Origin of the sequence: Sutcliffiella sp. FSL R7-0096, from assembly GCF_038595065.1 — a bacterium.
In the GTDB taxonomy this organism is placed as follows: Bacteria; Bacillota; Bacilli; order Bacillales; family Bacillaceae_I; genus Sutcliffiella_A.
In genome coordinates this window covers 4,755,009-4,775,423 of record NZ_CP152003.1, presented here as the reverse complement: position 1 = coordinate 4,775,423, position 20,415 = coordinate 4,755,009, and the positions used below count along the sequence as shown (strand labels likewise).

The 20,415-nt window shown below is 42.0% G+C and carries 16 protein-coding genes; 10 read left to right on the top strand and 6 right to left on the bottom strand.

Annotation, left to right across the window (positions count from 1 at the left end):
• Nucleotides 1-217: 217 nt before the first annotated feature.
• The 3 genes from MKY77_RS24335 (at nucleotide 218) to MKY77_RS24325 (ending at nucleotide 5,217) form a co-directional block, all read left to right on the top strand.
• Nucleotides 218-1,396, top strand: coding sequence for a ParM/StbA family protein (locus MKY77_RS24335; protein WP_339149906.1), 1,179 nt, complete (start codon nucleotides 218-220; stop codon nucleotides 1,394-1,396).
• Between the two features lie 13 nt (nucleotides 1,397-1,409).
• Nucleotides 1,410-1,982 carry a hypothetical protein gene (locus tag MKY77_RS24330; protein ID WP_339148159.1) on the top strand — a complete coding sequence of 191 codons (573 nt, stop codon included), beginning with the start codon at nucleotides 1,410-1,412 and terminating at the stop codon, nucleotides 1,980-1,982.
• 496 nt (nucleotides 1,983-2,478) lie between these two features.
• Nucleotides 2,479-5,217, top strand: coding sequence for a GTP-binding protein (locus MKY77_RS24325; RefSeq protein WP_339148158.1), 2,739 nt, complete (start codon nucleotides 2,479-2,481; stop codon nucleotides 5,215-5,217).
• A gap of 453 nt (nucleotides 5,218-5,670) precedes the next feature.
• Here MKY77_RS24325 and MKY77_RS24320 read toward each other — a convergent pair whose 3' ends face one another.
• Nucleotides 5,671-6,678, bottom strand: coding sequence for a DUF3231 family protein (locus MKY77_RS24320; protein ID WP_339148157.1), 1,008 nt, complete (start codon nucleotides 6,676-6,678; stop codon nucleotides 5,671-5,673).
• Between the two features lie 335 nt (nucleotides 6,679-7,013).
• Here MKY77_RS24320 and MKY77_RS24315 point away from each other — a divergent pair, with 335 nt between their 5' ends.
• Entirely contained in the window at nucleotides 7,014-7,445 is a 432-nt protein-coding gene (locus MKY77_RS24315) for a hypothetical protein (protein WP_342515553.1), read from the top strand.
• Nucleotides 7,446-7,612: 167 nt separating this feature from the next.
• On the opposite strand, the gene MKY77_RS24310 is transcribed toward MKY77_RS24315, so the two are convergent.
• Nucleotides 7,613-8,569: a M20/M25/M40 family metallo-hydrolase gene (locus MKY77_RS24310; protein WP_339148155.1), complete on the bottom strand. Its 957-nt coding sequence runs from the start codon at nucleotides 8,567-8,569 to the stop codon at nucleotides 7,613-7,615.
• Nucleotides 8,570-8,854: 285 nt separating this feature from the next.
• On the opposite strand from MKY77_RS24310, the gene MKY77_RS24305 reads away from it, so the two are divergent.
• Nucleotides 8,855-9,724: an ATP-dependent Clp protease proteolytic subunit gene (locus MKY77_RS24305; protein WP_339148154.1), complete on the top strand. Its 870-nt coding sequence runs from the start codon at nucleotides 8,855-8,857 to the stop codon at nucleotides 9,722-9,724.
• On the opposite strand, the gene MKY77_RS24300 is transcribed toward MKY77_RS24305, so the two are convergent.
• On the bottom strand, nucleotides 9,708-9,866 hold the full coding sequence (locus MKY77_RS24300) for a hypothetical protein (RefSeq protein ID WP_342515552.1): 159 nt from the start codon (nucleotides 9,864-9,866) through the stop codon (nucleotides 9,708-9,710). The two genes, MKY77_RS24305 and MKY77_RS24300, sit on opposite strands and share 17 nt — an antisense overlap.
• 91 nt (nucleotides 9,867-9,957) lie before the next feature.
• Here MKY77_RS24300 and MKY77_RS24295 point away from each other — a divergent pair, with 91 nt between their 5' ends.
• Entirely contained in the window at nucleotides 9,958-11,154 is a 1,197-nt protein-coding gene (locus MKY77_RS24295) for a class I SAM-dependent rRNA methyltransferase (protein ID WP_339148153.1), read from the top strand.
• Nucleotides 11,155-11,208: 54 nt separating this feature from the next.
• Here the strand turns inward: MKY77_RS24295 and MKY77_RS24290 are convergent, their stop codons facing one another.
• The gene (locus MKY77_RS24290) at nucleotides 11,209-12,606 is read right to left on the bottom strand and encodes a hypothetical protein (RefSeq protein ID WP_339148152.1); all 1,398 of its coding nucleotides are present in this window, start codon (nucleotides 12,604-12,606) and stop codon (nucleotides 11,209-11,211) included.
• 159 nt (nucleotides 12,607-12,765) lie between these two features.
• Nucleotides 12,766-13,110, bottom strand: coding sequence for a general stress protein (locus tag MKY77_RS24285; RefSeq protein ID WP_339148151.1), 345 nt, complete (start codon nucleotides 13,108-13,110; stop codon nucleotides 12,766-12,768).
• Between the two features lie 163 nt (nucleotides 13,111-13,273).
• Between MKY77_RS24285 and MKY77_RS24280 the strand changes: the two genes are divergently transcribed.
• Together MKY77_RS24280 and MKY77_RS24275 are read left to right on the top strand one after the other, a co-directional pair.
• Nucleotides 13,274-14,167: an NAD(P)/FAD-dependent oxidoreductase gene (locus MKY77_RS24280; RefSeq protein WP_339149905.1), complete on the top strand. Its 894-nt coding sequence runs from the start codon at nucleotides 13,274-13,276 to the stop codon at nucleotides 14,165-14,167.
• 369 nt (nucleotides 14,168-14,536) lie between these two features.
• A complete protein-coding gene (locus MKY77_RS24275; protein WP_339148150.1) occupies nucleotides 14,537-15,229 on the top strand; it encodes a tryptophan 2,3-dioxygenase family protein in 693 nt (230 codons plus the stop codon).
• Nucleotides 15,230-15,291: 62 nt separating this feature from the next.
• Here MKY77_RS24275 and MKY77_RS24270 read toward each other — a convergent pair whose 3' ends face one another.
• A complete protein-coding gene (locus MKY77_RS24270) occupies nucleotides 15,292-16,845 on the bottom strand; it encodes an ABC-F family ATP-binding cassette domain-containing protein (protein WP_339148149.1) in 1,554 nt (517 codons plus the stop codon).
• 175 nt (nucleotides 16,846-17,020) lie between these two features.
• Between MKY77_RS24270 and MKY77_RS24265 the strand changes: the two genes are divergently transcribed.
• Nucleotides 17,021-18,046, top strand: coding sequence for a S16 family serine protease (locus MKY77_RS24265; RefSeq protein ID WP_339148148.1), 1,026 nt, complete (start codon nucleotides 17,021-17,023; stop codon nucleotides 18,044-18,046).
• 171 nt (nucleotides 18,047-18,217) lie between these two features.
• Nucleotides 18,218-20,407: a DNA topoisomerase III gene (locus MKY77_RS24260; RefSeq protein WP_339148147.1), complete on the top strand. Its 2,190-nt coding sequence runs from the start codon at nucleotides 18,218-18,220 to the stop codon at nucleotides 20,405-20,407.
• The last annotated feature ends 8 nt before the right edge of the window (nucleotides 20,408-20,415 follow it).

Here is a 20,415-nt window from a genome sequence, read left to right as displayed (position 1 = left end):
AAAGGGATGTATACGCGAAGGAATACAAGTAAACAAAATACGTATACATGTAAACGTCTGTATACTTAGTTGTAAACAATTTTTACACTTTCATTACTTTTCTTGAGAATGATTGAATAGTAGAGAAACTTTCTGTACGCTTAACGTATACTTACTAGATTTATTTTCTTCTATAGGAAACAAATAAAGTAATGAGGTAAAGAAAGGAAGATGAATGATGAGTTATTCAAGAATTGCAGCAGTTGACGTAGGTAATGATTCTATTAAAGCTATTTTTGGAAAATTGGATTCTGAATTAAACATTCCGAATGTTATCGCTAGAGATATTGAAGATCGCCCAGTGATTGGAATTGAAGAATTGGACAGCAAGGATCCTTTAGATGGTATCCATGTTCGTGTTCACTCCCCTGCCCTGATGGACAATAACGCCATCTATCGTATCGGGAACTTAGCGACGAAAAGCAATAATGCAACAGAACTAGACCCAGGTAGCAGCAAATCAGAAGAAGATCAAACATTGGTTATGCTATTTGCTACATTAGCTTTGGATGCAGTAAGTGCAAAAAATGAAAAAACATTCCCCCGCAACAAAAATGTGGTGGATGCAAATTACACGTTAGGGACGGGTCTTCCGCTAAGAGAAGTAAAAGAAGGCAAGGATGCTGGCTATCGTTCCAAATTACTAGGTTCTGTCCATCAGGTAGAATTCCTGATTACACCAAAATACCAAGGCATTAAAGTTAATATTAAATTTGACGAAATCAAAGTTTATCCAGAGGGCTTTGCAGCTTACATAAATCTTGTGCTGGATAACAACGGAAACATCATCAATAAGGACCTGATCGACAAGCGTATCCTTATTCAAGATATTGGTGGCCTATCCACGGATATCGCTGTCATTAAGAACCGTAATGTGGACGACGATAAAGCACAAGGCTTCAATCTTGGGGTTTCTGAAGCACTGGAGCAAATCCGTGAAGAAATCCGTTCCAAGCACGGCATCGAGCTTGATAGCAGAAGAGATGTTGTCGAGATCATCACGAAGAAGAATGACCGTAACCACATCATGGTACGCGGTAGCAGAACGAGCGTACATGATATTACGGACCGTATTCTTTTGGACCTTGCTAAAAAGCAATATCGCCTTTTGAGAAATGTTTGGCAGAAAAACTCCCAGACAGAGATCTGCTATTTTGTCGGCGGTGGTTCCACTGTATTAAAAGAATACTTAAAAACACTAAACAACAATCTAGACGGATACAACATCGATTTCTTTGAAGATGAAAAGGAAAGCATCTGGATGATGGCTAATGCCTACTACAAATTGATTGCTGATTATGTAAAGAAAACAGGCAAAGAGAAAGAGTCCAAAGATCAAAAACCTGTGAAAGCATAAATAAGGTGATCGGATGAAGAATACCAATTCAAGTCAGGGAATCCAGAGGGGACAAGCCATATCATTTCGGATCCCTTCTGATACACCTGACCATCTAATCAAGCATTTACAGCGTCTTAAGGAGACGGAAAGAAGGAATTTCTCTAGTAAAATAGCGGAATTTGTCCTTCAGGGAGTTACTAGCTCCCATTCAAGGGAAAAAGAGACTATTTCCATTCCGCTTCCCAAATCTCTATCTAAAACACAAAGAGATTGGTTAAAGCATCAGCATTCTGAAGCGTTGCTAGGAAACATCGTGTATCAATTACTGTCTGACCCCGTTCGGGCAACCAGTATTTTGGCGGCGATGAACAGCAATTCCACAGATATTGACCAAGCATTGTATCTTCAGGAGGAAAAGCCTTATAACCCTTCAGAAGAGACAGAGGATATGGTAAACGCTAACGTGTTGAATGATGACGATTTAGACTCTTTTGACTGGGACGCAGCTCTCCAAGAGCAAGCATCCACCGAAGAAGAGGAAGAATTGGATGTAGAAGACGTGGACAAGCTGCTGGGCGATTTTCTCTCCCACATGAATAAGTGATTCACATGAATGGCCGCTATGAAGTTAGCGGCTTTTTTATCTGTATTTTTGATTATTTGAACTCTTTTTTTATTCCCGGGAAATATGGTAGGATGGGGACATTAAATTATTTGAAAAGATAGTTATAGTAACTGTTAAAAGGGTATAGAATAGAATGGTCCAAAAATCAAAAAGACATTCGAACTATATATCAGTAAACCTATAATGGACGCAAGAGACGAAGATACTAGATCATTTTAATTACGAAAGGCTATTTTCGTAAACTTTGTTGTTATAACGTATTTTTAAACCGACCGTTATATTCATTACCGTCGTGCTCTTTTCCCTGCAATACTGAATATGTTACGTGCATGTCTAGAGTGTGTAAGCAGTGAAAAGTCCAATTGCCAACTTTTCTTGTAAAAAGTCCAATTGCCGACTTTTTACTAGTGAATAACAACAATCTTTGAGAAAAGAGCCTTATGAAAATAATGTGAAATGATTGGTGGAGGGTAAAATGACACAAGAAAACAAATTTATCAGTAAAACGTATTTTGAAACTTTCATGATGGATGCAGAGACGAAACATCCGGTTCAAGTGCTAGGGGAAGCATTCTTGGCAGAGCAGACAAACGAGGTGTATGATCTTTCGTTTATTCGTTATGCACAGGGTGAAGTCTATTTCCATAGCAAAGATTATGAGACTGCCATTTTTAAATGGGAAAATGTTCACAATGAATTGGAGCCTTGGGCAAAAAAGAATATCGCAGATGCCTATTATGAACTGGGAATGCTGGTTGAGGCGGAAGATATCTATTCCAAGATTACAACTGATAATAATACATTAAAAATTGAAGTGGCACTTCAATTATTTACACTATACATCCAACGAGGCAAGCTAGATCATGCCTATAAAAATATTAAAAAAGCCATTGCCATCAACCCGGACTATCCGCACGTCACGCAGACGGCACGGACATTCTATGAAGAACAGAATGACAGCCAACATGCAGTGGAGCTTGCTGTCAGCGAGGCACTGAGAACTGGCTCAGAAGCATGGTACGATTGTCTGAAGAATTATATAGAAATTGGTTATACCAAAGAATTTGCTCCGGATTACTTCCAGGGGGTTCTACTTCAGTTGATGGAGATCAACCAACAGAAGTTTGAGGGCATCACCGCGGCCCTGTGGTACAGCTATGAAGGTCACCAGCTCTACTTGGAGTGGGTAAAGACAGCAAACAGCCTATTCATGACGTTAGAAAGGGATTCAGAGGTGTCTTGGACGAAAGTAGAAGAGTTACACCAACGAACCTACTTATCCCTCATCGAAGGAAAGTACTTGATCAAAGAGCTTCAGGGAATTGTTCCGGATTTACTAGGAAACTGGCTTAAAGTATCCAATAGATCTAAATCCTTATTTGCATCTGCGGCGGTCATGTCCTGGAATGAGGTATTCCCGACAGCATTGCCTGCCCATGTCCTGGATGATGCAGAAAATAGAATTTTCCATTACGAGCATGACAGCATCCAGCTGAGCTACACGGTCGAACTGTTCAAAACATTGATTAACTGGGCGAAAGACAACCACCTGGAAGTGGCACACCATAAAAAATGGTTATTCTCTCAACTTAGCAATCTGAACAGAAAGCATCTGGTTGTCACAGGTACCGTACAAAACGGGAAGACGTCCTTCATTAATTCCCTTATAGGTGAAAAACTCCTTGGAGATGAAACGGTTCCAGTATTTGTTTCTTCTGATGGAGATATTGCGGAAATGAATGAGATTTCTACTTCCGGCACTTCCGCACTAGGGGATATTAGTGAGCATCAGCAAGGCTCCTTGATCGATTTGAAATGGCCTTCACAATTCTTGGAGGATCAGGAATATTCCTTGATTAGCACGCCGGAATTCAGTGTGGGTCAAATAGAAAACAATGAAACCATGAAATACATTCCGTTAGCAGACGGATTGCTATACATTTTAGATGCACAAACGCCATTTACCGAAGACGAACTGAAGGTATTGGTGAAAATTAAAGAGCGTGCACCAGAAGTACCTGTACATTTTGTCATTAATAAAATGGATACAGCCTTCCATGAAGCGGAAGCAGCACAAATTGTGGAGGAGGCAAAGCACCGTATCAATGAATTTTTCCCAGATGCTAGAGTGTTCCCTTATTCTTCTCTTCGTTCGGCAAGCAAGCAGCACCAAGGGTTGGCAAGCTTTATGGAAGCCAATTTCAAGCTTCGTGCCAAAGCAGTGGAAGAACGCCGTACGACAAAGTTGCTTCAGTTGATCCGTTCCACATTGACAGAATTGCTTGATAGCCGCATCGCAATGGAAAATAACCTGACAAGTACCGTAGAGTTCAATGAGGATATTTTAAGTAGATTGAGTGGTTTCATCAATCACTTACACGATGCGGAATCCGAAAAGATCGATAGCATCACAGAAAATTACCGCGCAGTGACGATTGAGATGAAACGCGAAGCCGCCAAAACCATCCCTCGTTTGCTCAGAGAGTGCTCAAGTTATGTAAAAGAAGATAGCAACTTTAAAACGTTGCATCATGAGTTGAATGAGCGCATGAATGAGACAATCAGGACGTATATGCATTCTGATCTGCTTCCTAGGTTGCGACAAGAACTGCAATTATGGCTGGATACATCCAACCGTGAACTGATTGATAGCCAGGAATATCTGCACGAAATGAGTGCAACGTTCAACGGCCTTTACAAGGAAGAAAAAATGCATCTAAGTTGCGACTTTAAGATCATGGAAGACTGGCGCCGTGATATCAACCGCATCCTAAGCAGGGTGGAAGTGGAGAAGGAGAATATCCTGAACCGTCCAAGCACCACACAGTACCTTTTAAAGGGGGCAGGTCGCCTGTTCGGTTCCTTGCAGCAGAGTAACCAGCTGCTCTTCACCCAATACAAAAAATATATCGAAAACGAGCGTTTCACCGATGTTGCACAATCCGTCGTGGATAAGTTCTTCCTTGAATTTGACCTGTTTGAAAAGGCACTGAAAGCGGACATAAACATGTTCTACGAAGCACCGTTCACAGAACTGAACCAAACAGTCGAAGACACAGAGCTCGCCATCCACAACGCCAACAAAAAGCTCGAACAAATGAAAGCAAGCCCAGAACGCTACTACGACCCACTGAAACTATTCGAAGTCCGCCTACTTCAATACGAATTCATGGTCAAAGCATGCGAAGAAAACGAAATGCTGCCAACGTACTAAAATAAAAACAAAGATCAAAAGAGATAAACTCTCAACCTTGGTTACAACAACCGAAAATTAATGAATTATCAAAAGGTGGCGCAAGGGTCTGTCACCTAAAAGAAGCCAAACGATGAAATACAGCAAAGTAATGCAGGTGCCTGACCCTACACGCCATTACTAAAATTCCAATCACACCTTCCTAAAACGGGTTCCGTTTTGGATGAGACAATAAAAAAACACAAAAAATAGCAGGCTAATTCGCATATGAATTAGACCTGCTATTTTTTGTTCGCAGAAACTTATTTGTAAGTAATTTTATGATATTATTGAAAATAATGGATATTCAGTTAAAGGGCAGGTTAGTGGAATAATGGCTTTTATATATCTGGTACACTCACCATTTCTTAAAGGAGATTTGGGAATACTCCTTTGAAAAACAAAAAAGCTACCGTACTTGGTAGCTTTATTTTTTTAGTCTTGAGCAAGCTTATCCCTATTTAGTGCAACAGGAGGTTTTTCCATCCACTCATTTTTTATCATAAAGGTTTTTATATTTTCTTCATATTGATATACATCTGCAATTATCTTTGCATATGTAGTTTTTAAATCTTTTCGGATACTTACTGCTGCACTATATCCATAACTGGCGATTCCATCACGATTAAGTTGGTCTAATAGATAAGATATTAATTTATCTGAAAAAGGAGATGTTTTACCATCCAAAACATTCGTATCCCAAGTCATTGAAATAGGCAAATCATTTTGAACTAAAATATCACCTAATTTGTCTATAATATTTAAAGATAATTCTTTTCCATGTTGCAATAAACTCATTAATTGCTGATTAGATGTAGATTGTATAAATCCAATTAATAAGTTTTTACCAATATTATTCATAAAAACATTTTTGTGTAGCTCATTTGCTTCTCTTGCCGTTAATTCTCTATTATCATTAAAGAAGTTCCCCAAAAATCCTTTATCTGCAATTGGGTTTGTTTCATGAGTGGAAGTAATTGAAGGAGGTCTTACAAATACTCCCTTTTCCAATAGAATAGTTGTTGTACCTTCAAATAAACTTGAAACGTTTTTTAATTGTTCGTGGAAAAAATTGCGGATATCCTCCCTTACTGAATCGGATAGCGCAATACTTGTTAAGGACATTCCAATTTTAGACATATTATTTAAATAAAATAGTATAAAAACATCCGTATACATCTTAGGGGCATTTGGGTTTAAATCATCTTTAATGTTAAAGCCTTTAGGGATTGGATAGTTTTCACTTCGTAGAACAGATTCAAAAAATTGTACAGCAGATTTAGAAATAGAACCCGCCTCACTACAAAGAGTTTTAACTTCTTCTAGTTCTGATGTTAAGGTAAAATACTCCAAAACAACATTTGACATACTATAATTCATTAACTGTTCCCAACAGTGTGCTAGCTCACCCGCAGTTAACTTTACAGCCTTTGTATTATCCATATAATCAATTCCTTTTTAAGTTTAATTTTATATTCTATAACAAGTATCTGGTATTTTTTTATCAATTATGTAATATTGCATTGAAAATTAATAATTTCTTGGTTTGACAAGGGAGTTATCATAACTAAAAGGGCTTTTCAAATATTTAGCAATAGGGGACTTTAAAAAGTTTGTGAAATATTGTACTAACGGGGGCGTTAGTTCAATACCACTATTCAGCAATCTAGGAGCGATTGTAGAATAGTGAAATCGCTCCTCTATTAAGATTTGGGCAGGATTGTTTAGCCATCTTTATTAATGGGGGGCACAAATTGAATACTATAAAAATAAATTTAATGCTTATTGCACTATTTTTAGTCCTTGTTGGTTGTCAGGAAAAGGAGTTATCAGAATCTGCTGCTGTTGCAAAAGAATACCTAGAACAACAGGGGTACAATGTACTTACTTACGAAGGGCAATTAGAAACTTATAAAATTACAAAGTATAAAGTGGACAGTATCCCGTATCATCTCCATTGGAGTTTACCTGGAAACGACCCTGAGCCATATTTCAATAAAATAGTAGAAGTGGAAAAATTCATCGTCAATAATCATCCGTTAGATAATTGGGAATGTTGCGATGGTGTAAAATCGAAAGGGAAAGTTTCTACCTACGTTTATGTTGTAGAAGGTCAGATTGTAGGCGGTTATTCGGCTCCTTACGGGATTAAGCCTTCTGCTGGAGTAGTAGGAGGTAATTGGTCATTAGACGGAAAGTCTGTAGAGTGACTGATTCATTACGTTTACCTAACAAATCACGGTAAAATAAATAGGTCTTATATATTTTCTACTAGGGGTTCTACTTTATATAACAGTTTTTTATAAACTTTTGCATAAAAAATGCTCCCCTCTAGGCAACAATCAACCTAAAGGAGAGAATTATGGACTTCCACCAATTATTTAGATGTACTAGTCTTATCGGTGAATTTCAGCAAATCAATCAAGACAGTAGAAAAAGTAGATAATCTCTCTTCCAATCTGCCAGGATAGGCCAGTTGGATGAATTCTAAGGTGTCATTATTGGTATGCCATATCCCGCCATACTCTTCGGTCTGCTCATATCCATCCATATCCCCGATCTCCCAATTTGTTGATTCGAAATAAGCAAATGGGATTCCCGCTTTATCGAAAGGAGCATGGTCACTCCAATCACCGGTTGTACCAGCAGGGTAATCAGGATTTAATCCTTCGTTGATGCGAAGGTCCAATTTTTTCTTTTCAGCAATCGCAAGGGCTTGATCACGCAGGAAACCTTCCTCTCCAGGACTACCATGAACATACATATAATCCCCTACTGCCAAGCTGTCTAAATTAATCATTCCGACAGTATTTTGAATATCTTTCGCACTCATTTGACTGACAAAATAGTTCGACCCTTGCAGTCCTACTTCCTCCGCTCCAAATGCCACAAACACGATACTGTATGGCGTTGGTATTTTTTTCAGGACTTCAGCCGCTTCAAGCATCACCGCGACGCCAGAAGCATTATCATCCGAACCCTTCCCTGCTGCCACAGAATCGTAGTGAGCTCCAACCACTAATACTTTCTGGCTTTTACCTGGTTTAAATGCAACCACATTGGCAGAATCGTACGAGGTTCCTCTGCGTACATAAGAAAATTCCTGGACATTCGTTTCATATCCCATCTTTTCAAATTGAACTTTTATATACTCCCTTGCCTGGGCTTCTTCATCTGAAGCAGCTACACGTGCTCCGATAGTTTCAGACAGGTATTGTGTGTGCTTGTAGGAAAGTGATCCTGTCTTATGTACCAAAGAAGCTCCATTGGCCGCGGAAACCGCTGATACTGCCACCATCCATATTAATGTTGTTACTAACATTACCTTCTTCATATTACGCCCTCCGTATTAATAATTATTAATATACTTGAATAATTATAAGTTAGAAGATTTATAGTTTCAACAATTTTACAGTCCATAAAAGCAAGATAGGTCTTACTATCTATTTCTCCTCTTTGTGATTCTATTAAAGTGGAGGCATATTTTATTGTCTTGTTTTATATCTCTAATATTTGGACGATATTAGTACGGAAGGGCAAGTTCTAAACTCTAATTTTTTTGCATATACAGATAATAACCCGTGCCTTTGGACAAGCCTATAAAGTGGAGGAAAAATGAATGAGATCACAATATATCAAATCGTTGGAAAGCTTGAGGGATTCCAGTATTATTGTCATGGTAAGCGGTATGTATGAAGATGTTCTGGAACCATTGGCGAGACACTTGGAGGCCATAGAAGAACCTCAGCGGTTATCCCTTTTCCTAAGAACTGGCGGTGGCGATACAACCACGTCTTTTAATATAGTAAATATGATCAAGCAGTACTTTGAAGAGTTTGAGATTATCATCCCTACTGTTGCCCATAGTGCAGGGACATTGCTGAGCCTTGGGGCGAGCAGGCTCCTTATGACGAGGCAGGCAAGCTTAAGCCCTTTTGATCCTTCTGTACGCAATGAGCGGATTAATAATGGAATGAATATCAGCTGGCGGGATATGAACTATTTTATGTCCAGCGCGAGCGGTCATTTGAGCATGAGTACGACCGGCCTTCCAACACAGCCGTTGCATGCGCTTATAGATAGCCAGGTCCACCCCTTGCTGATCGGCCATGCCGAAAGAACCGTCTCCCAGATAAGGACCTATGCGCCTCTTCTAATCGGCAGTAACAGCAACCGTCCGCCTGAAGAGATCATCCAGCACTTCTTGGAATCCAATACCCATCATAATTACCGGTTCTATCGGGATGAGGTGGAACGAATCGGCCTACCCGTTGTCCACCCCACAAAGGCAGAAGAGAAGCTGATCCTTTCCATTTTTGATGACATATCCAAAGAGCTCGATTTGAATAACACGGATAATAAGCGCGGAAAAGTGAAGGCTCTGATCGAATCGACTCAATACGGTAAAACTGTCTGCATAAATACCAAGGACTATGAAGGCTGGATCGATGACAAAGAGCGGTTTGTGAAGGCTAAGAAGTCATCATGATGATAAAGGGCATCCTCTTCGGATAAGTGTTTAAACGCTTGGACTGTTCAAATCCAAGCGTTTTATTTTTTCCAAAAATGATACAGTCGTCGAAGTTTGCGAAAAAGCTTTCTCCCCCTAAGCGGAATTCCCTAACCATCATCGAAGGAAATTTCTAACCCAACATTCGGCTTTTTTCCTCATTTACGTTATAATACAACCACAATAAAAACCCAAAAAGAATGGATGAAAGCATGCGACAGCAACTGACACTTAAAGTGAAAAATATATTCGCCAAACAATATAAAAGTGGGTATCCGCTTATCACCAAGCAATCCCTCATTAACTGGAATGAGTTAAAAGAAGAGGGCACACTCGTGAAACTGGTAGATGAGCAAAATAACTTTCTCGGCAAAGGATACTATGGTAACCAAAACAAAGGGTACGGATGGATTGTCAGTAAAGATTCGAACGAAGAAATGGACATGCCTTTCTTCAAACGTGCGCTCCAAAAAGCTGTAAGCAAACGTTCAGCACTTATGAATTCAGGAGACACGACTGCATTTCGCCTTTTTAACGGAGAAGGCGACGGAATCGGTGGTTTTACCATCGAGTACTTTGACGGGTACCTGGTCATCAACTGGTACAGCAAAGGGATCTATTCCTTCAGTAAGGACATTCTTGAAGCCATTGAAGGAGTCATGGAGTATAAAGGAATTTACGAAAAGAAACGATTCAATTCGGACGGTCAATATGTGGAGGGCGATGATTTTGTAAGGGGAGAACGAGCACCATCACCCCTTATCATCAAAGAAAACGGCGTTAATTTTGCCGTGCATTTAAACGATGGCGCGATGGTCGGGGTATTCCTTGATCAACGGGAAGTAAGAAAAACCATCCGGGATAAATACGCCAAAGGGAAAACGGTCTTAAATACCTTCTCCTATACAGGGGCATTCTCTGTCTATGCAGCATTGGGTGGCGCGATTAAAACAACGAGCGTAGACCTGGCAAAACGTAGCCTTCCAAAAACGACCGAGCAATTCAACGTAAACAACATAGATGAAAAAACGCAATCCATTCTAGTGGAAGAAGTGTTCCACTACTTCAAATATGCGAAAAAGAAAAACCTGAAATTTGACGTAGTCATCATGGACCCTCCAAGCTTTGCGCGCTCGAAAAAGGTGACATTCCGGGCGGAAAAGGACTACACAAGCCTAGTATCTGATGCCATTGCCATCACCGAAAAGAATGGCCTGATAGTCGCTTCCACCAACGCAGCCACTTTCGGCATGGATAAGTTCAAAGGTTTCATCGACCAGGCTTTTAAAGAAAACAAAGTAAAATATAAAATTGTAGAGGAGTTTTCCTTGCCAAGCGACTTCGCGACAATTAAGGAGTTTAAAGAAGGGAACTACTTGAAAGTACTTTTTATAAAGAGAATAGGCTGAAAAAGAAAGGAGGTAGCGTTTTTGCTACCTCCTTGCGTTACATCCACTGGCTTGTTAAGACCCATCCCTCAACATATACTGATAGGACTTCGATTCCTCTACCATCCCCATCTCGAGATAAAGCTTAGATAGCCACTTGATGGAGCGGATATTGGTCGGATCCAGCTCCAATTCCCAGTTAAAGCACTCCACTGCCTCTGCTAGCTGTTTAAATTCGTAATAAAGTTCCCCAAGTGCGTACATTTGGTCCGGGTCGTCCTTAAGGGAGGCCATTTTCTTTATTTTCATCAAAATGGGTATGCCTGGATATCTTGAGCAATAAGGGGAGATCCACTGCTCTGTATAGTCCAACCCTTTTGACTCAAGTAGGTTCGGCACAAAGCTTTGAAACAAGGCCTGAACTTGTTTTGGTGCTATGTCATCATCAAATTGGAAGGTGAGTTCACTCAGCCAATCGGAATGCTCTATCCATTTTACATGCAGCAATGCTTCCTGCAGATCTGGCAGGTCTTTTGCGGTGATAAGAGCTTTGTTTTTCGTAAGAAGAATTAACAGGTCTTCATACTGATTGGATGATATCAATAAACCGAGCAAATCACGATACAACCATTCATGATGAGTGGGGCGGTTTCTCATGATATAACGGAGAAGGTTCACTTTTTCATCATTTGTGAAATCGGACGGTAAGCTTGCAATCATCTGTTTATAGTAGGTGTGATCATCGTTCGAATTGGTGATAAGTAAGTGTGTATAAAGGCAGAGTTGTTCCATTTTCCGGTCTTCTTTTTGCAGTAGTTGCAGCAGAAGGGCCATGGACTCTTTTTGTTCTAAATGGTGGTAGCAGCACTTCTCCACATATAGCGGATCCTTGGAGAGCAGGGAGGATGGATGGGCCTTATAGAGTGATTGATAGGACTGGTATTGCAGGGTTTTGGACATTTCTTGGGCCCATTTGTTGGCTGGATAAATGTCTGTCAGGAGATGCAGAAGTTGGTAGGTATGCAGTAACTGGCCTTCTCTACGATATTGCAAGGCGAGCTCTTTCATCACCCTGGTTATTTTATCTTTTTTCATATAAGTATCGAAAATGGTAAGGATATTGGAAGCTTCAAGTGGCGAGTATTTTTTTTGGATTTTTTCCCAAAGCGGAGTCAGGGCAGGGAACGTGTGAATTCGATTATGATGGAGTAGATAAGCAAATAGTGGATGGTCTGGTGAGAAATGAATGCCTTTTTGTAGAATGGTGCTTAATCGGGATTTTCGCTTAATTTTAGATGTAGATTTTCCGGTGAGGTATGATGTCTTATAGAAAAATAAATAATAACATTCTGCGAGTTCTTTATGACAAGCTTCTATGACTTGAAACCCTTGATACATGTATAAATTTGTAGGTTTGAGGTGTAATTGCTTTTTCTCATTTTGAATGGTTATCATGGTCGTTTCATTTGTCATCTAATTCCCTCCTAATTGGTTGTACGCCTTTTTAAGAGATTGCTTATATAGAGTGTAACACGAAAAAGGAAAAAAGAAAAAACGAAGAAGCGGACGACCATGGGCCATCCGCTTCTCTATATATTTAAGGGGGGGAGTCAACTAGTTTAAAGTAATCGATTAAAACGTTGTGCTAGCTGTTGTATCTTTTACAACTAAGATCACTTTGCCGTGATCCAGTTTTTCTTCTAATACTTCCGCTTCTGGAGCTGTAAATCCTAGCTCTTGGAACTGAGCGCGCAGCTCATCGCCTTTACTGCGGAAAATATTTTTCACGTAAGTATCCAAACCAACTTGACCGGCGCCAACAGTATTAGCATCAGCGTTGTCAGCTACACGTTTTGTACGGTCATCATCATGAGTGATGACAAAGATATCATCCTCGTGGACACCTCTAGTTTTTAGCTCTTGTACTGCTCCTACTACTTGTTCGTCATTTTGAAACTCTTTATAAGTGGGTTTCATTTTTTATCGCCTCCTTGGTTATGTAATAAAGATACCCGGCTGACAGAAAGTGAAACATGCTCTTTAAATTTTTTTTTAATTTGCAAACCAAACTTGTTTGATAATACACCGAAAACTTCAAATACTATAAAGCATATGATGAAAGAATGGAGAGCTTACTGTGATGTATGACTGTATCATTATCGGGGGAGGGATTGCCGGACTGCAGGCAGCCATCCAACTAGGAAGGTATCAACATAACGTGCTTGTATTGGATGATGGAAAAGGGCGGTCGAGTATCTGTCATTGTTATCACAACCTCTTGGGATGGCCGGATGGGGTGAGTGGGGAGAAGCTTAGGAGTCTAGGTAAAATGCAAGCGGAGAAGTTGGGTGTTCAATTTGAGGACCAACGCGTGGAGGCCGTTCGAAAGGCGGAAGGGCTTTTCTGCGCAACCACCACCACGTCCCAGCAATTCCTGGGAAAAAGACTTTTACTCGCAACAGGTATCAAAGACAATATCCCACACTTTCCAGGACTTATACCGTGCCTTGGTATAAGTGTATTCGTCTGTCCGGACTGCGATGGATATGAAATTCTTGATAAGCAATCCCTTGTGATTGGTTCAGGTAATGCAGGTGCCACTATGGCGCTGACCCTGACATACTGGACAAATGCGCTTACCTTTATTAATCACGGAAAAGGGGAGATTGATGCGGACTTAATGGAAAAGTTAGTCGAACGAAGCATCACGATCCTTTCAGAAGAAATCAATGAAATACATACGGAACGCGATTGTTTCAAGGGAGTAACGCTTGCTAACGGAGAACGGATCGATTTCTCTTATGCCTTTTTAGCTTTAGGAGGAAACAAGCCAAACACAGAACTTGCCTTGCAGCTGGGAATGGAGTTGGAAGACAATAAACATATCCTTGTAGATCCTCGTACAAAAAAGACCCCTGTGGAGAATGTTTGGGCGGCCGGTGATATTACCGTTCACTCCGAACAAGCAGCAATTGCGATGGGGGACGGCATACAGGCGGCAATCTGGATTCATAAAAGCTTGCTGGAAAATTGATGAGGCCACTGTAAAACCTGAAAACCTATCTTTAATATAGTTCTAGCTGTTGATTGGAGCAATAGGCGAAGACTCCTACGGGGGGATAGCGACAATCTTGAGACCCCGCAGGGTGTAGCCCGAGGAGGCTCAAGGTCGCCCCGTGGAAAGCGAAGCCGTTTGCGGAAATCAACAGCGCTGTTAACCAAATATTAAAGTTCATTACTCTTTCAGTGGCCTCAAAGTTGAACGGGGTCTCATTTGTAGCTTGACAGTTATTTGTCCGAGTGCGTAACATGAATGTAAGGGTTTACATAAACGTGTGAATGGAAGATAGAAGATATTAGTTGCTAGCGACATTCCATTTATCCGGTATTTGGAGGAGAAGAAATGGAAGAGAAAAAAGTGACAGATTATGAAAAGTATATTCGTACGGAAGAGCTATTAAGCTTACAAAAGGGAGCTGGGGAACTCTCTTGTGAGGACGAACTCACGTTTCAAATGATACATCAAATCGCTGAGCTCCATTTCAAGCTGATCATTCAGTACATTCACTTAGCGGATGCCAATATGCAGCACGGGGAAGTGCTGGAGGCAACACAACAACTCCAAAGGGTGAATATGCACCTTAAGCATCTACCGCCAGTGTTTGATATGGTGAAAGTGATCAGTCCAAGAGATTACCATACCATCAGACTCGCACTCGGACGAGGAAGCGGGCAGGATTCACCAGGCTTCAATGAAATCCTAAGACTTGGACCAACATTATGGGCGCCGTTTGAACAGCTTCTGAACGATAAGCAAATGACACCGTTCATGCTGCACAAGGCCGCGAAAGATAATTATGAGCTATTCTTGCTCATGCAAGAATTGATTGCGTTTGATGAAAACTTCCAGACGTTCCGTAAGCACCACATCCAGCTTGTGCGCAGGATGATCGGCTTGAATACGAAGAGTTTGAAAGGGATTCCTGCCCAGGCATTGGAAAGAGGAGCAAAGTTCGAATTTTACCCGAAGCTTTGGGAGGCAGTTTGTGAATTGACGGACTGGACGGGTTCGAGTTACGATCCGAAGCCGTTGTAAAACTACTAAAAGACAAATAAAAGAGCAGCAGGGAATGCCCCATGCTGCTCTTTGTTGTCTCTCTATTGTTTCTGCTCCGCCCATTCTTCCACGTTCCACACTTTCGTCACCCAGTCTTCATAAAAGCTAGGTTCGTGACAGACAAGGAGGATGGTGCCCTTATAGGCTTTGATAGCACGCTTCAATTCCTCTTTCGCTACCACATCCAAGTGATTCGTAGGCTCGTCAAACAGCAGCCAGTTGCTCTCATGCATCATCAGCTTACATAATCTTACCTTGGCTTGTTCCCCACCGCTCAGCTGGCTCAAGGGACGGGAAATGTGCTCGTTCTTCAACCCGCAACGCGCCAAGATAGCGCGAACCTGGTGTTGATCAAGAGATGGAAACTCGTTCCACACATCATCAATCGGCGTGATATCCTTCGCTTTTACCTCTTGCTCAAAGTAAGAAGGGAAAAGGAAGTCACCACGGATGACAGAACCGCCTAGAGGATCAATTTTGCCCAGGATCGTCTTCAGCAAAGTCGATTTACCAACACCATTGCACCCGACAATCGCAATCTTATCCCCGCGCTCGATTTCCATCGTAAGCTTCGGCAATAGTGGGTCAGCGTATCCAATCTCAAGGTCCTTCGCTTCCACCACATATCGGCTGCTTGCACGGGACTCTTTAAACTCGAATGTCGGCTTAGCCGATGTCTCTGGACGGTCAATCCGTTCCATGCGATCCAACTGCTTCTGACGGCTTTTCGCACGGCCTGTCGTGGAGTAACGTGCTTTATTTTTTGCAATAAAGTCTTCTTGTTTCTTGATGAATTCTTTTTGCTTCTCATAAGCGTTAATATGCTGATTTTTGTTAATTTCCGCAAGCTCCAAGAACTTTTCGTAAGACGCTGTGTAGCGAGTCAGCTTGGAGAATTCCAGATGGAAAATGACATCCACCACGCCATTCATGAATTCGGTATCATGCGAGATCAATAGGAATGCATGCGGGTATTCTTTCAAGTACGAGCTCAACCAGCGGATATGTTCGACGTCCAAGTAGTTCGTCGGCTCATCCAGCAGTAACACTTGCGGCTGCTCAAGCAACAGCTTTGCCAAAAGGACCTTTGTACGCTGTCCACCACTTAGCGCAGCAACGTCACGTTCGAGGCCAATTGCGTCCAAACCAAGCCCGCGTGCCGCTTCCTCCACCTTGATATCCAAGTTGTAAAATCCACCAGCATCCAGGTGGTCTTGAATTTCCCCCATTTGTTCCAACAGCTCTTCCAATTCTTCCGGAGTGGCCGTGCCCATTTTGTCGGTGATGGCATTCAGTTCTTTTTCTTTTTCATATAAAGGCAAAAATGCGTCTCTCAGGACGTCTCTGATCGTTCTTCCCGGCGTCAGGACCGTATGCTGATCCAAGTATCCATAATGGACACCTGGCGTCCATTCCACACGTCCTGTGTCGTATACAATCTCCCCTGTGATGATATTCATTAAAGTCGATTTACCGACTCCGTTAGCCCCAACAAGGCCAACATGCTCGCCTGCCAAAAGGCGAAGGGAAACATCTTTAAATAACGTACGGTCGCCAAAGCTATGGCTTAACCCATCTATGCTCAATAAACTCATGTTTGTATCCATCCTATCTAAAAAAATATCTACTTTTCATCATACTAAAATTTTCTAGGAATGGCTATGTGGGAAATGAAAGAAGTTTCTTCCTCTATTGGCGATTATCTATACTAAAATCTACCAATCTACTATAAAATGAAGAGAAGATAAAAAGGGATGGTGGGGGAACCGGATGAAGAGAAGGGCACCGTGGATCGTTGTAATAGTTTTGCTAGTGATTTTAGGAAGCGGGTTTATCCCGACTGGGTATGATATCCTCTTGGCGGGGGACCCAATCAATTTAGATGAATTTGTCCAATACGAAGGCGGATCGGAGCTTGATGGGGACTTGGGCATGACCTATGTGGCCAGCCTTGAAAACACCATTTGGCCCTTTATGATAATAACGCTGCTACTGGAAGAGGGAGTAGAAATTGTTCCTGCCGTATCAGAAGAACTCGATATATCAATAGAAGATTTGGACTATCAAAATAAACAAATGATGGAACAATCGAAAATCAAGGCGGAATACATAGCAAGAGGGGTACTTGACGAGGACCCGAAGCTGGAACTACTGGGATTTTATCCGGTTTATACCTTACCGGATTGGGCTGATAAAGATCAGGTGAAGGTAACAGACCTACTAGTTGAACTGGACGGAGAAAAGCTAGAATCATATGACCATCTTGATCAACTGATCGTGGAAAAGGAAGCCGATGAAAGCACCACGTTAACCTTGCTCCGTGATGGGGAAACGGTGGAAGTAGAGGTATCCACTTACCCACATAAGGATTACTACGGAAATACAATGCTAGGCGTGTTTTTTGAAGAAGTCTATGAAACGAGCAAGGATGAAAATATTCAGTGGCAAAATATTGAGAACCTAGGCGGACCAAGTGCCGGTCTGATGATCACCCTTACCCTCCTAGATAAAATGATGGAGGATTCCCTGCTCAAAGGAAACGAGGTTGCTGGTACGGGAACCATTACAATCGATGGGGAAGTGGGACCGATTGGCGGGGTGAAACAAAAGGTGATCGGGGCAGCCAACGCAGGTTTTGACTACTTCATAGTCCCACAGGATGACGGATGGGAAAACAACGAAACCATTGCGAGAAGGACCGTAAAAGAAGAAGGGCTGGACATCACCTTGATTCCCGTGGCCACAATAGAAGACGCCGTAAAAGCCTTGCAGAAGCTTCCGGAGAAGAAGAACTAGATTTTTAGATCACCTTGTTGATCGAAGTCCCTGAAACGGTAATCAACTTAGCTAAATGGTGACCAAATATATTTAGACAACCTGGGAAGGCAAACAAAGGTCTTCTCTTTTTGACTACCCTCACACAATATGTAAAGATTAGAAGACAAGAAGCTTGAAAGGATTGTTATTATGCCAAAAACTGTCGTTCTTGCAGAGAAACCCTCTGTAGGTAGAGATATAGCAAGAGTATTGAAATGCACGAAAAAAGGAAATGGATTTTTTGAAGGGGACAAGTACATCGTAACGTGGGCGCTTGGTCACCTCGTCACCCTGGCAGATCCGGAAGCCTATGACGCCAAATTCAAAGCGTGGAAGCTGGAAGACCTGCCGATGCTTCCGAACGAAACAAAGCTTGTCGTCATCAAAAATACAAGCAAGCAATACAGCGCTGTAAAAGCGCAGCTCACCCGCAAGGATGTAAAGGAGATCGTCATCGCTACAGATGCCGGCCGTGAAGGGGAGCTTGTTGCCAGATGGATTCTGGAAAAAGCCCGCATTCAAAAGCCAGTAAAACGACTCTGGATTTCCTCTGTCACAGACCGCGCAATAAAGGAAGGCTTTGCAAAACTACGTGATGGAAAAGAATACGAAAACCTTTATTACTCTGCCGTTGCCCGTGCCGAAGCCGACTGGGTGGTGGGGATGAATGCTACAAGAGCCTTGACCACCAAGCACAATGCCCAGCTTTCCTGTGGAAGGGTTCAGACTCCTACGCTCGCCATGATTGCCAAACGGGAGGAAGAAATCAGAAGCTTTGTACCAAAAGAATACTATGGAATGAAAGCAACCACAGAAAAGGGGTTCCAGCTTGTTTGGCAGGACGCCAAAACGAAAGAACGGAGAAACTTCAACAAGCCTGCAATGGAAAGCTTGCACACCAAAGTGAAGAATCAGGATGCAAAGGTAACCGATATAAGCAAAACTGAGAAGAAAAGTTATGCACCTGCCCTATATGATCTGACCGAATTACAGCGTGATGCCAACCGCATCTTCGGCTATTCCGCAAAAGAGACGTTATCTATCCTGCAACGTTTATACGAGCAACATAAAATCGTCACGTATCCAAGAACGGATTCCAGATTCATTTCCACTGATATGGTGGATACGTTAAAAGAGCGTGTGGAGGCGATTCGTGCGCACTCCTATAAGCCGATTGCGTCAAAGTTGCTCACGAAACCGATCAAAGCGAACAAGTCTTTTGTGAATAATGAAAAAGTGACAGACCACCATGCGATCATTCCGACAGAGGAAGCTGTTCTCTTAAGCAAGCTTTCCGACAAGGAATACAAGATTTACGATCTGATTGTAAAACGTTTCTTGGCAGTCTTGTTACCGCCTTTCCTATATGAACAGACAAATATCACTGCTTCTGTTGGAACAGAACAGTTTGTGGCAAAAGGAAAAACGGTCATCTCCCAAGGCTGGAAGGAAGTTTTCAGCTCCATGGAGGAACAGGAGGATGGAAGTGACGGACTTTCAGATCAACTGTTGCCAAGTTTGAATAAAGGTGACGTTCTTCCAATTAGAAAGGTCGAACTTACTTCCGGAAAAACAAAGCCACCGGAACCATTTAACGAGGGTACACTGCTTTCTGCGATGGAGAACCCGGCAAAATACATGGAGCAAACGGACAAGAAGCTCGTGAAAACCCTTGGTGAAACTGGTGGGATTGGAACGGTCGCCACAAGAGCGGATATCATTGAGAAGCTTTTTAACAGTTTCCTGATGGAGAAACGCGGCAAAGGGCTGCACATCACATCTAAAGGGAAACAGCTGTTGAACCTTGCACCGGAAGATTTAAAATCCCCAGCCTTGACCGGTGAATGGGAGCAGAAGCTTGGCATGATCGCAAAAGGACAGCTGAAAAAAGCAGCATTCATCAATGAAATGAAGGCTTATGCCAAACAGATCGTTCATGAAATAAAAAATACCGACCAAAAGTTCAAGCATGACAACCTGACAGGCAAACGCTGTCCGGACTGCGATAAGCCGATGCTTGAGGTGAACGGGAAAAAAGGAAAGATGCTCGTTTGTCAGGATAGAGAATGCGGTCACCGTAAAAACGTATCCAAAGTGACAAATGCGCGTTGTCCGAAATGCCGTAAGAAGCTGGAACTGCGTGGGGAAGGGGAAGGCCAGATGTTCGCTTGTGTTTGCGGACACCGCGAGAAACTAAGCACCTTCCAGGAACGACGCAAGAACAACGCCAACCAGAAAGCATCCAAACGTGATGTGAATCAGTACATGAAGAAACAGAATAATGACGAGCCGGTGAATACCGCACTGGCGGATGCATTGGCGAAATTGAAGTTGAAATAATGTTTGGG